This window comes from Corallococcus macrosporus DSM 14697 (genome assembly GCF_002305895.1).
GTDB classification, from domain to species: Bacteria; Myxococcota; Myxococcia; order Myxococcales; family Myxococcaceae; genus Myxococcus; species Myxococcus macrosporus.
Map to the genome: position 1 here is coordinate 3,193,152 of NZ_CP022203.1, position 12,196 is coordinate 3,205,347.

The 12,196-nt window shown below is 71.3% G+C and carries 11 protein-coding genes; 1 reads left to right on the forward strand and 10 read right to left on the reverse strand.

Going from position 1 to position 12,196, the window contains the following annotated elements; all coding sequences use genetic code 11:
• Positions 1 to 11: 11 nt before the first annotated feature.
• The 6 genes from MYMAC_RS13590 to MYMAC_RS13615 all read right to left on the reverse strand — a co-directional run bounded on the left by MYMAC_RS13590 (position 12) and on the right by MYMAC_RS13615 (position 6,150).
• On the reverse strand, positions 12 to 929 hold the full coding sequence (locus tag MYMAC_RS13590; RefSeq protein ID WP_013939321.1) for a DMT family transporter: 918 nt from the start codon (positions 927 to 929) through the stop codon (positions 12 to 14).
• Between the two features lie 8 nt (positions 930 to 937).
• Positions 938 to 2,602 (reverse strand): hypothetical protein, encoded by a 1,665-nt coding sequence (locus tag MYMAC_RS13595; RefSeq protein WP_095958390.1) that lies wholly within the window; start codon positions 2,600 to 2,602, stop codon positions 938 to 940.
• 86 nt (positions 2,603 to 2,688) lie between these two features.
• On the reverse strand, positions 2,689 to 3,309 hold the full coding sequence (locus MYMAC_RS13600; protein WP_095958391.1) for a YceI family protein: 621 nt from the start codon (positions 3,307 to 3,309) through the stop codon (positions 2,689 to 2,691).
• 36 nt (positions 3,310 to 3,345) lie between these two features.
• Positions 3,346 to 4,536 (reverse strand): hydroxymethylglutaryl-CoA synthase, encoded by a 1,191-nt coding sequence (locus MYMAC_RS13605; RefSeq protein ID WP_043710900.1) that lies wholly within the window; start codon positions 4,534 to 4,536, stop codon positions 3,346 to 3,348.
• 95 nt (positions 4,537 to 4,631) lie between these two features.
• Positions 4,632 to 5,507 (reverse strand): NAD-dependent epimerase/dehydratase family protein, encoded by an 876-nt coding sequence (locus MYMAC_RS13610; RefSeq protein WP_043710902.1) that lies wholly within the window; start codon positions 5,505 to 5,507, stop codon positions 4,632 to 4,634.
• Positions 5,508 to 5,535: 28 nt separating this feature from the next.
• Complete coding sequence (locus MYMAC_RS13615) at positions 5,536 to 6,150, reverse strand: luciferase domain-containing protein (RefSeq protein WP_095958392.1); 615 nt, start codon at positions 6,148 to 6,150, stop codon at positions 5,536 to 5,538.
• Between the two features lie 75 nt (positions 6,151 to 6,225).
• Between MYMAC_RS13615 and MYMAC_RS13620 the strand changes: the two genes are divergently transcribed.
• Complete coding sequence (locus MYMAC_RS13620; RefSeq protein ID WP_013939327.1) at positions 6,226 to 7,149, forward strand: LysR family transcriptional regulator; 924 nt, start codon at positions 6,226 to 6,228, stop codon at positions 7,147 to 7,149.
• Between the two features lie 20 nt (positions 7,150 to 7,169).
• Here MYMAC_RS13620 and MYMAC_RS13625 read toward each other — a convergent pair whose 3' ends face one another.
• Genes MYMAC_RS13625 through asnB form a run of 4 tightly spaced genes read right to left on the reverse strand, consistent with a single transcriptional unit; the run spans position 7,170 to position 11,801 of the window.
• Entirely contained in the window at positions 7,170 to 7,628 is a 459-nt protein-coding gene (locus tag MYMAC_RS13625; RefSeq protein ID WP_095958393.1) for a PaaI family thioesterase, read from the reverse strand.
• Between the two features lie 12 nt (positions 7,629 to 7,640).
• The gene (locus MYMAC_RS13630) at positions 7,641 to 8,717 is read right to left on the reverse strand and encodes an acyl-CoA dehydrogenase family protein (RefSeq protein WP_095958394.1); all 1,077 of its coding nucleotides are present in this window, start codon (positions 8,715 to 8,717) and stop codon (positions 7,641 to 7,643) included.
• Positions 8,718 to 8,727: 10 nt separating this feature from the next.
• On the reverse strand, positions 8,728 to 9,852 hold the full coding sequence (locus MYMAC_RS13635) for an FAD-dependent monooxygenase (protein ID WP_043710905.1): 1,125 nt from the start codon (positions 9,850 to 9,852) through the stop codon (positions 8,728 to 8,730).
• Positions 9,849 to 11,801 (reverse strand): asparagine synthase (glutamine-hydrolyzing), encoded by a 1,953-nt coding sequence (gene asnB, locus MYMAC_RS13640; protein ID WP_095958395.1) that lies wholly within the window; start codon positions 11,799 to 11,801, stop codon positions 9,849 to 9,851. Before asnB ends, MYMAC_RS13635 begins: the two co-directional genes overlap by 4 nt.
• Positions 11,802 to 12,196: the final 395 nt, after the last annotated feature.

The window sequence follows — 12,196 nt, forward strand, 5'->3', positions numbered from 1 at the left end:
GGCGGGCGGGCTCATGCGCGCGCTTCACCCGGGCGCAGGTTGACCAGGGCGATGCCCGCCACGATGACGCCGATGGCGAGCAGGGTGGGCAGGCTCAGGTGCTCGTTGAAGAAGAGCAGGCCGGAGAGCACGCCGGTCGCCGACAGCACGTAGCCGAACTGGCTGAAGTACACCGGGTCGGCGACGCGCTGGAAGTGGAAGTAGACGCGATAGCCAAGAGCGGTGAAGGCGCACTGCGCCAGGATGACCAGCCACGCGGAGGGGCGGGTCGCCAGGGGGCCGCCGCTCGCCAGTTGCAGCGGGAGCAGCGCGAGCGAGCCCCCCAGCAGCATGCCTCCGGCCAGGAGGCCGGACTCCACGCCCGGGGGCATGTGGAGCTTCCGGTACACGTTTCCCGCGGCGATGCTGATGGGCGTGCAGAGCGCCAGGGCCAGCCACGCGGAGGCGTCCAGGCCGCCCGCGGACTCGCGGCTCAGCACCAGGAGGGCGGCGCCCACCAACCCGACCAGGATTCCGGCCAGACGGAGGGGCCGGTACCGTTCGATGCCCACGCCCCAGGCGAAGGTGTACGTGAAGAGCGGCGGCAGCGTGTACACCAGCGACGTCAGGCTGGTCCCCACCCGCTGCATGACGATGAACGTCACGGTGTTGGGGATGGCCACGCTGAGCACGCCGGCAATCAGGCTGTAGCGAAGGACCGGCCACGTCGTGGCGGGCCTGGTACCGGCGCGGCCCGCGGCGGCGACCAGCGCCAACCCGCTGCCGAGCGCGGGCCAGAAGGCGAAGGCCAGGGGAGACCAGCCCTCCACGCGGGCCACGCGTGACATGGGCAGCATGCTCCCCAGCAGCATGCCCGTGGCGATGAGCAGCAGCAGGGGGGCGTCACCCCACTGGCGGAGCCGTGACGCGGCGGCGGTGGGGGCTCGCATGGGGGCCGTCAAAGGGAGGTGCCCAGCGCGAGCGCGGCGGCCCAGAGGCCCCCGCGCGAGAAGCTGAAGCCCAGGGGCGCGTCCAGGTTGACGACGAGCCGGGCCTCGGCGAAGCCCGCGGCGCCTGTCAGGCGGACGTGGGGGATGAGCGCGAAGTGGGTGGGGTCCACCTGCGGCGCCGCCGTCGTGATGTAGATGGCCTGGAGCGTGGTGCCGACAATGACGTTCGACGAGACGTCCAGGTTCGCGGCGCCGGAGAGCTGCACCACGGCGTCCGCGCGCCGTCCGCGCGCCTCGGAGAGCTGGACGGCCATGGGCAGGCGGCCGTCCAGGCTCAAGCGCAGGCGGCCCGTCCGCCAGCTCGCGTCCGCCCAGGGCGTGAGCCCCAGCAGGCCGGGCGCCACCAGGCTGAAGCCACTGTTGCCCCGGAGCGTGGCGGCGCGCCGGAGCAGGGCCGAGCCGGCGGCATCCGGGTCGGTGAGGAGCGTCAAGGGGAGGACCAGCCCCGCCCCGGTGCGCACCTTGACGCCGTCATCCCAGAGGACGGTGCCCAGCCCCACGGAAGGGTTGCCCACCTGGAACGCGGTGCGGCCTCCGGCGCGCGCGGGCGCATAGGCGAAGAGCCACGCCGCGCTGAGCGTCCAGCGCTCGGAGAGCGCGACGTTGGCGAAGAGCGCGGGGGCGAGCACCGTCGTCGCCTGCCCGTCGAGCGTCCCGGAATAGGCATACGTCTCGTAGGTGAGGGTATGCGGCGGTCGCGAGGGCTCGGCGCTCCGGGCGCCGGGCGCCGCGAGCAGGAGCATGGTGGTGCTGAGGGTGGTGAAGAGCGTTTTCATTCGGAGGGACGGCGGGGGAAGGCGGGTATCCAGCGCGTGGGGGGGCCGGCGTGGCGCCGGGGGGGACGTTCCAGGGTGCCGGTGGGCACCCGGGGCGACGGCGGGCTCCGGGCCGCCGCCCTCTCTGGCTGGCCAGAATTGGTGCGGGATGCCTGGCAGCGCAGCGGCCACCACGCCTGGCAGCGCGCCCTGGCCGCTGGAGATGACACCGGTGATGGGGACGCGCAGCGAGCGCGCCACCTCTTCCAGCAGCGACCCCAATTCCGCCGTCCGGCACTCCGGCAGACTCCGGGCCGCCAGGACCTCCCCTGAAAGACAGTCGCGGAGGACCCAGAGCGTGTCCTCCCCGGGCCCGGGGCAGGGGCCGCGGATGCCCAGGACCACCCTGCCCAGCTTGAGGGTCGCCGCCTGGATGTGGGCGCTGTCGGCGACGCGCAGGGCGAGCAGGTCCTCGTACCGGTCGATGAGGTTCGTGACGCTCCGCTCGGAGATGGGGACGCCCCGCGCTCGCAGGGCGGTGTGGATGAAGGGGACGCTGCGCTGCGCCTGGTGGCGCAGCGCCCCGACGAGGGCCATCACGTCCAGGCCGAACTCCTGCTCCGGCAGGACCCACAGGCCTTCTTCCTCGGCGCGGATGGCCCTCAGGTGGAGCGCGCAGCCCTCGCGGTGGCAGACGCGCACCTGCACCTTGAGCGCGACGACGCCCGTCAGGGTCACCACGTTGCGGCGGGCCCGGTAGTCCGCGGACGCCTTCCCGCCACACGCGGCGCAGTGCCTGCGTCGGTTCTCGAGCGTCACCTGTCTGCTCGGAGGAGGATGTCCGGTGGTGCGGGCCATGGCGCTGACCATCTCCTGAAGGCAGCGCCGTCCGGGACGGGCGCTGGTGGGGACCGTGGATGCGAAGGGGGAGGGGCCGGTGGGTGCTACGGCGCGCCGTTCGTGGCGGCCGGGGCGGGCTTCTTCTGGTTCATCTGGATGTCGAGGGTGATGGTGACCTCCTCGCCCACCGCCACGCCGCCCGTCTCCAGCACGTCGTTCCAGCTCAGGCCGAAGTCCTTGCGGTTGATTTTCGTGGTGGCCGACCCGCCCCGCTTGGTGTTGCCGTAGGGGTCCTTCGACACCGTGGTGAAGCCCTCCACGTCCAACACCACGGGCTTCGTCACGCCGTGGAGGGTGAGGTTGCCCGTCACCTTCAGTCCCCCTCGGGCCTTCTCCACCTTCGTCGACTTGAAGGTGATGGTGGGGTACTTCGCGGTGTCGAAGAAGTCCGGGGCGCGCAGGTGCTCGTCGCGCTTGGCGTCGTTCGTGTTGACGGTGGTGGCGTCGATGGTCGCCTCCACCTTCGACTTCGTGAGGTCCTGCTCGTCGATGTGGGCCGTGCCCGTCACCTTGGTGAAGGTGCCCCGGACGTTGGACACCATCATGTGCTTCACGGAGAAGAGGGCGACCGAGTTGGTCGAATCCAGCTCGTACTCCGTGGTGGCGGCGAGCGCGGGCAGTGAGAGGAACGCGGCGGCGGTCAGGGACATCAAGGACAGCTTCATGGTGTGTCGCTCCTGGGAAGGAACCTGGGGGGAAGCTCAGCTCACGTAGATGCGCTTGTGGTCGCGCGTGCCCTGGTAGCGGAAGCCCGTGCCCGGGGCGTCCGCGGCGGGGCGCTCGTCCAGGCGCTCGCGCGCGCGCATCACGTCCTCGTACTCCGGGATGGAGAGCGCGCGGCGCCGCTCCAGCAGCGCCTCCAGCCCCAGGGCCTTGACGCGCGCCTGGGCGCCGGGCTGCACCACGCCGCTGAAGAACTCGGCGCACGAACCGCTGCCGTAGGAGAAGAGGCCCACGCACCGGCCGGTCAGGTCCTCCTGGGCGGTCCCCAGCAGGCTGGCCAGCGCCAGGTACATGGAGCCCGTGTAGATGTTGCCGACCTGCGAGGGCAGCACGAGGCTGCTGCCCACCAGCCGGTCGAAGCTGTCATCCGGGGCCGGGTCGCCGTCGAGCGTCCGCAGGTGCCGGTGGGCCTTGCGGGACATCTTCCCGTAGGGGACGTGGTAGACGAGCGCGGCGAAGCGGTCGCTGTAGAAGCGCGCGCCGCCCGCGTCTGCCTCGACGGCCTGGTAGGCCCGGTAGGCGCCCTCCAGGGCGTCCAGGTAGCACTGCACCGAGTAGTGGCCGTCCACCAGCGCGTCCTTGGAGTAGAGCGGCCGCCAGAAGTCCATCACGTCCTTGGAGTAGACGCCCGTCTTCCCAGCCTCGAAGGTGATGAGCCGGGGCTGGTCGGAGACGAGCATGGCCACCGCCCCCGCGCCCTGCGTGGGCTCCCCTGGAGTCCCCACGCCGTAGCGGGCGATGTCCGAGCAGACGATGAGCGCCTTCTTGCCGCGGGCGCTCCCCGAGCGGACCCAGTCCAGCGCCATCTGCAGCGCCGCGGTGCCGCCGTAGCACGCGTGCTTCGTCTCGAAGACGCGGCAGCCGGTGGACAGCCCCAGCAGCCCCTGCACGTAGGAGGACACCGGCTTGGAGTGGTCCACCGCCGTCTCGGTGCCCACCACCAGCATGCCCACCTCCGACGGCGCGCACCCGGCTGACTCCAGCGCCGCCCGCGCCGCGCGGGCCGCCAGCGTCACCGTGTCCTCCTGCTCCAGCGGCACGCACATGCGCGTCACGCCCAGGCCGTCCACGTACTTGCCAGGCGCCACGCCTCGCGCCAGGGCCAGGTCCGCCAACTCCACGTACGTCGCCGGAACGGCGATCCCCATTGCTTCCAGGCCTGCTTGCATCGTTTCCCCCTTGGTGATGTCTGTCGTTGGGTGTCGGGCACACCGCTCGCGTGCTCCGCGGCCGCGGCGAGGGTGCCTGTCATTGAGTCTGTGATTCAGCGGCGCGCGTAGGAGCCGGTGCGCAGCTCTTCCAGGATGCCTGGCCCGCGCGGGGTCCACCCCAGCAACTGCTCCGCGCGCCGGGACGTGAGCTGCTGGTCCAGCGCCAGCGCGTCCGCGAAGGCGCCGAACTGCTTCCGGGCGTCCTCCAGGGGCCAGGCGCGCGTGTTGCCCCGGGCCCCCGCGCCCTCGCTCGCGGCGGTGGCGATCTCCTTCACCTGCACGGAGGGGCCCTGCACGGCGACGAGCACGGTCCCCGCGGGCGCCTGCTCGAGCGCGCGCACGTAGAGCTGGGCCAGGTCCTCGATGAACACCACGGGCCAGCGGTTCTCACCCGTGCCCACGTAGCGCGCCGCGCCGTCGTCGCGCGCGGAGGCGGCGAGCATCATGGGGATGCCGCCAGTGCGGCCGTACACGATGCCCGGGCGGATGACGACCCCCCGCACCCCGGGCGCGCTGAGCACGCGCTGCTCCACCGCGGGGCGCCACGCCACGAGCTCCGCCGCCTCCAGCGGGCTGTCCTCGTCGACGACCGCGCCCCGCGTGTCGCCGTGCACCCAGACGCCGCTGGTGTAGATGAAGCGCTTGCCGGTGCCTTCCATGGCCCGCAGCGCCGCGGCGACGGCCGGCGCGTCCACGGCCTCGCTGTTGGTCGTCGCCGTCCAGACAATCGCGTCCACCTGCTCGGTGAGCGCGGCGAGCCCCGCGGCCTCCGCCAGGTCTCCGGCCAGGGCCTGCACGCCGCGGGCGGCGAGCTTGCGGCGCGCGTCGTCCGAGCGCGCCAGTCCGAGGACGTGGTGGCCCGCCCGCGCGAGCGCGTCCACGACGGCCGAGCCGATGTATCCAGTCGCGCCTGTGACAAGGGTTCTCATGGGGACTCTCTCAAGGGTGAAGGGTGAATCACTCGACGCGCAGGCCCACCACCTGGCCCGTCCGGGCCCAGGCGTAGGCGCGCAGCAGCAACTGCCAGACGACCTCCAGCTCCTCGGCCGTCCGAGGCCCGAAGACCATGGGCGTCCCGGAGCGGGGATGCGGCACGCCCCAGCCCTGCTGGAACACCTGCGCGGCCATGTCCGGCGGGAACTTCATGTGGAGGCTGCCGTCGTGCGCCGGGTGGATGTGGGCGAACTCGGTGCCCACCTGGAACGCCGCCCTGGGGCCCCGCGCGACCTCCGGGTGGAGCCAGAAGGCGCGCGCCCCGGGGACGGAGATGCCGCTGGGCGCCACGCGCACACCCGGGAGGACCGAGGCCCGCAGGAAGAGCTGCTCCTGCAGCGCCGGAGGGGACTGCTGGCTGAGCTGCATGTGCGCCAGCGGCGTTCCCGGGGGCGCGTCGCTCGTCTCGGGCCGGGGGCCGTGCCGGCTGGGCAGCGTGAAGCCGGGCTCCGGCGCCAGCGGCGCCACGGCGGCGGCGCCGGACGGAGGCCGAGGGGCTTCCTTTTCGGGAGAGGTGCACGCGGCCATGACCAGGAATTGCGCCACGAGCAGCAGCGGCACGGAGCAACGGGAACGCATGCACGCTCTCTTAGACATGTCGCGCATTGGACACAACGCGTTGTATGGAAAAGGATTGTTTCCTGGAGAAGCCCAATGGAAGAAGTGGTGCCCTACTTCACGTTCGCCGAGGTGGTCCGCATCGGCAGCTTCACCGCCGCGGCCCGCGCGCTGGGCCTGTCGAAGGCCACGGTGAGCAAGCAGGTGATGCAGTTGGAGGCCTCGCTGGGCGTGCGCCTGCTGCACCGCACGACGCGGAAGCTGTCGCTGACGGCCGAGGGCCAGTCCCTGTACGTGCGCTGCCAGCGCATCCTCGCGGAGCTGGAGGCGGCGAAGGCGGAGGCCCTGCTGCTGCGGCGCAAGCCCCGGGGGCGGCTGCGCGTGAGCATCCCCATGACGTTCGGCCTGCTGCGGGTGCTCCCCGCGGTGCCGGAGTTCCTCGCGCGCTATCCGGAGATAGAGCTCGACATCCAGCTCGACGACCGCGTCGTCGACCTGGTGGAGCACGGCTTCGACGTCTGCATCCGGATTGCCCAGCTCCCCGACTCGTCGCTCGTCGCCCGGAAAATCGCCTCCAGCCAGCGGGTCATCTGCGCGACGCCCGCGTACCTGGAGCGCCATGGCACGCCGCGCAAGCCCCAGGAGCTGAAGCAGCACCGGTGCCTGCAGTACACCTACCTGGCGTCGGGGACGGCCTGGCGCCTGCGCGGCAAGGAGGGCGAGGTCCTGGTGGAGACGGGCGGGCCCATGCAGGCCAACAGCAGCCTGGCCCTGAAGCTGGCGGTGCTGGGGCACGCCGGCATCGCGCAGTTCCCCATGTTCGCCGTCTGGGAGGAGCTGCGTGACGGCCACCTGGTGACGGTGCTCGACGACTACGCGCTGCCCGAGCTGTCCATCTGGGCCGTGCATGCGCCCGGCCGCACCGTCACCCCCAAGATTCGCGCGTGGGTGGACTTCCTGGCCCGGCGCTTCGAGGGCGAGCCGGGCTGGAGCGAGGCGCTGTCCCCGGAGCCGGAGTGAGCTCCGGGGGCGCGGCGCCCCTACCTGACCGGGGCGTTGGCCCGCCAGTCGTGGCGCATGCGCAGCTTGCTCAGCTGCGCCGAGGCGACCTGCGTCCGCTCGCCGCCGGGCTTGAGCTTCCAGGCCTGGCACTGGGTGAAGATGAGGTTGCGCCCGCCGCGGAGGACGGTGGCCTCGAACAGGACCTCGGTGCCCAGGGGCGTGGCGGACAACATCATGCTGTTGAAGCTGCTGGTCAGCGCGTACTCGTCGGGCCCGAGCAGGGGCAGGGTGGCCAGCATGCTGACCACGTCCAGCATGGAGTAGATGACGCCGCCATGGAGGGTGTGGCTGAGGTTGTCGATGGCCTCCGTGACGCGGAGGCTGCACTGGCAGAAGCCCGGGCGCTGCTCAATCAGCCGCAGGCCGCAGTAGCGCTGGTAGGCGTGCTCCAGCAGGGCCCGGGAGTGTGCCTGGGCATGTTCACTGAGCGTCGTCATGGTGTCCTTTCGTCACAGGGCCCGTCCGATGATTTCCAGCATGACCTCGCGCGCCCCGCCGCCAATGGCGAGCAGCCGCGCGTCGCGGTAGATGCGCTCGACGAGCGCCGGCTCCACGCAGCCGTGCGCGCCGTGGACCTGGACCGCGTCGCGCGCGACCTGCTCCAGCGTGTCCACCGCCACGTTCTTCGCGATGGCGGCCTGCGCCGCCGTGAGCTGCCCGCTGGCCCGCCAGCGCACCGCCTGGTCCACGTAGAGGCGCGCCACGCTCAGCGCCGCGTGCCGCTCGGCCAGGCGCTGGCGGATGGCGGACTTCTCCAGCAGCGGGGCGCCGCCCACGCGCCGCTCGCGGCAGTGCGCCACGGCGGCCTCCTGGGCGAGCTGGGCCGAGCCCACCGCCATGACGGCGAGGTTCAGCCGCTCCTGGAGCAGGCACTGCTGGAGCAGCCGGCTGGCCTGCTTCCCGGCGAGGAGCAGCCGCGCGGGCGCCGCCTCGAAACGGAGCGACGCCAGCGGCAGGCAGCGCCACCCGAGGCAGTCGCGCCGCGCGTGGCTCAGGCCCGGGGCGGAGCCCTTCACCAGGAACAGGCCCAGGGCCCCCTCCAGGACGGCGCCCACCACCAGCAGCTCCGCGCGCCCGCCGTTGCAGATGAAGGCCTTCTCGCCCGTCAGCCGGTACAGTCCGCCGTCGGGCTCGGCCCGGCACTGGAGCGCGCGGAGGTCCGAGCCGGCCTGGGGCTCCGTCAGGGCCAGGACGATGCGCTGGTCGCCGCCCAGCACCGCGGGGATGACCTCGGCGGCCAGCCGCGCGTCCCCGCCCTGGACGAGCCCCAGGCTGACGAAGTGCGAGGCCAGGCCCATGGTGATGCCCTGGGCCCCGCCGCGCGTCAGCTCCTCGACGAGCACCGCGAGCGCGGGGGCGTCCTCGGGGAGCGTGCCCGGCGGGTGCCCCAGGGCCAGCAGGCCCTCGCGCCCCGCCAGCGCGTGGAGCTCCAGCGGGTAGGCGCCGCCCGCCTCCCACCCGTCCACGTGCGGGCGCACGTGCTGGTCGACGAAGGCGCGCACCTGGTCGCGGTAGTGTTCCGTCATGGGTGGGCTCCTAGAAGACCGTGCTTCGCGCGAGCTGCTGGAAGCGCTGGACGATGGGCTGCAGCCGCGTGGGAGACACCTGCCCCTCCGGCTCGAAGTAGTAGAGCCGGGTGATGTCGTCCATCACCTGGAGCATCTCCCGCGAGCGCCGCGCCGCCCGGATTTCGTAGCGCATGAGCGCCGTCTCCAGCTCCGCGTCGCAGTGGCCCACCAGCGCCTGGGCCAGCATGAAGCCGTTCTCCAGCCCCAGCGTCAGGCCGTAGCCCAGCGTCGGGAGCATGGCGTGGATGCTGTCCCCCAGCATCACCACCCGGCCCCGGTACCAGTGGCCGCCCCCCGTCAGCGCGCTGAGCTTGTGGGTGAGGATGGCCTCGTCCGGCGTCTGGTCAATCATCCGCAGCACGTCCGCCGGGAGCTCGGCGAACAGCTCGAGCAGGCCCGCGCGGTCGAGCAGGGGCCGGTCGTGGTGCTGGTAGGCGGCGAACCAGTAGCGCAGCGCGCGCGCCTGGGACAGGGGATAGGTGACCACCCGGGAGTGGTTGGCGGTGAAGATTTGACAGCGGTCGAAGTGGAGCAGGGGCGAGTCGTACGTCACCACGCCCCGGCTCGCCACCAGCCCCGTGGCGTGCGGCTCCAGCCCGGGGTTGACGAAGGCCCGCGTCGTCGACGACACGCCGTCCGCGCCCACGGCCAGGTCGAAGTCGAACGCGTGGCCGCTGCTGAAGGTGATGCGCACCTGGTCACCCACGTTCTCCAGGCGCTCACACCCCATGCCGTAGTGGATGTCATCCTCCTCCAGGCACGAGGCGAGCAGGCGGAAGAGCTCCGTGCGGAGGAACATCATCGCTGGCGCGGGCAGGCCCAGGCCCTCCGGGCGCACCGGCTGGCTGTGGATGAGCCGGCCCTGCTTGTCGTGCGTGTCCAGGTACTCGATGGGCTGCCCCCGGGAGAGGAAGTCCCGGGTGCCGAGCACGAAGCGGAGGATCTGCATCGCCTGGGGCCACACGTAGATGCCCGTCCCCGAGTCGCGGGGCCCCTTGCCCCGCTCGAAGACGACGCAGTCCACGCCGAAGCGCTTGAGCATGACGGCGCACGCCAGCCCGTTGAGGCCCGCGCCGATGATGGCCACCCTCACGCCGCCACCTCGCGGGTGTCCCAGTCCTCCTGGACGGTGGGGGCGCGCAGCGCGTAGCGCCGCTGGAGCAGGCACAGGCTGGTCAGCTCCATCAGCATCGGGTCCAGCAGCCCCTGCTCATGCGCCGTGAGCTGCGGCAGGCGCTCCAGCAGCCCGCGCACCCGGGCCGGCTCGAAGAAGGGCAGGGCCTCCAGCTCCGGGCCCCCCAGCACGTCCCGCACCAGCTCGTACAGGCGGCCATCCTGCTGGAGGGTGGCGGGCGGCGCGCGGAAGTAGTGCTTCTTGCGCTTGTACAGGGCGTCCGGGAGGAAGGGCCGCATCGCCTCGCGAAACACGTACTTCTCCGTGGAGCCGCGCACCTTCATCCAGACGGGCATCTGGCACGCCAGCTCCACGACGTGGTGGTCCAGCAGCGGCACGCGGCCCTCGATGCTGTTGGCCATCTCCATCCGGTCGCCGAGCGTCGTCAGCACGAAGTTGGGCAGGTAGGACTTGGCCCACAGGTACATGGACTTGTGGACTGGATCCCGGCCCTCCAGGTTGCGGTGGTCCAGCCGGTCGTAGAACTGCCGGTAGGGGTCCGAGCCCTCGAAGCGCTCGCGGAAGTCCCGCCGGTAGAGCGCCTCCAGCGCCTTGAACCACCCGGCCTGGTTGTCCAGCCAGGACACCCCGTGGCTGAGCTGCTGGACCATCCAGTGGATGTCCTGGGGCATGTCCGGCTGGACGTAGCCGTTCTCGCTCTCCTGGATGCGCTGGCGCAGCTTGTGGACGACCGCGGGGTCCTGCCGCTCGGGGTTGTACAGCAGCATGTCGCGGCGGAAGTGCGGGTACCCGGCGAAGACCTCGTCGGCCCCTTCTCCCGTGAGGACGACCTTCAGCCCGGCCCGGCGGACCTGCTGGCTGAGGATGTACTTGGCCACGCCGTGCGCGTTGAAGAACGGCGTCTCGTTGTGCCACAGCGCCTGCTCGAAGTGGTCGGCCAGGTCGTTCTGGGACACGGCGACGGTGTGGAAGCGCGCCCCGTTGTGTTCGGCGGCGAGCCGCGCGAAGCGGTTCTCGTCGTAGTCGTCCATGTCCGTGAAGGACAGGTTGAACGCGTCCATGGGCTGGCCCGCCACGTGCGTCGCCACGCCCAGCATCGCGGACGAGTCGATTCCGCCGCTCAGGTAGACGCCCATGGGCACGTCCGCGCGCAGGCGCAGCTCGACGGACTTCTCCACCGCGGCGCGGATGGCCTCCACCATGCCCTGCTCGTCGGCCGGGTCCGGCGCGTCCTGGCGCGCGAACTCCATGTCCCAGTAGCGGCCGTGGTGCAGGCCTCCGCTGTCCGCCATCACCCAGCAGCCCGGCTGCACGCTGCGCACGCCCTTGAAGAGGGTGTGGTCGCGCAGATAGAAGGCGCGGCTGGCGTAGGCGTGCTCGTCCCACTCCGCGGGGACGCCGGCGGCCAGCAGCGCCTTGATCTCCGACGCGAAGTACCAGGCCCCCCGGTGCTGCGCGTAGAAGAGGGGCTTGACGCCCATCCGGTCACGCACCGCCAGCATCAGCCGCCGCTGGCGATCGAAGATGAGGATGGCGAACTCGCCCCGGAGCTGCTTCAGCCCGGCGATGCCCGAGCGGCGGTAGAGGTGCAGCGCGAGCTCGCTGTCGGACTCCGTCTGGAAGCGGCAGCCCTGCGCCTGCAGCTCGCGGCGGATCCGCTCGTGGTCATAGAGCTCGCCGTTGACGACGAGCGCCAGGTCCCCCTCGGGCGCGACGATGGGCTGCGTGCCATTGTCCAGCCCGATGATGCTCAGCCGGGCGTGGCCCAGCAGCGCCCGGCCCGCTGGGTCCCTCCACACGCTCCGCTCGTCCGGGCCACGGTGGTGGAGGGTGGTCAACGCGTTGAGGAGGGCTCTCTCATCAATGACAGAGGATGTACGCTGATAGACGCCAATGAAGCCGCACATGAGAAATTGCTTCCTTCAGGAAAATTGGAATCCGACAGCGCCAGTGCATTCATTGCACGGCGTGCCTCGAGCGGGCTCCGCCTGGAGCTTCGTCCAGCCTAGAGTCCGCATCTGACAATGTATTGGAGGCTGGGCCCCGGGCTCGTCGCGAGCACGCCAGGGACACCGTGGACAGTGCTGCTCAGCAGGCCGTCGTCAGTCTCCGTGAATGACAACAGTGTTTTGGCATCTCACCCCCTCTTGAACCCTGGGCTGAAGACGAGCCATGTCCGGCGGCTGTCTCATGTCAACCCGGTTGTTCAGGACATAGCATCATCTCAAGCTGAGTAATAGTGGAACTCTCGTAAAAAACACTTTCCGTGTGTGTGACACGCGGATGGAGGGTTCAGGGGTAA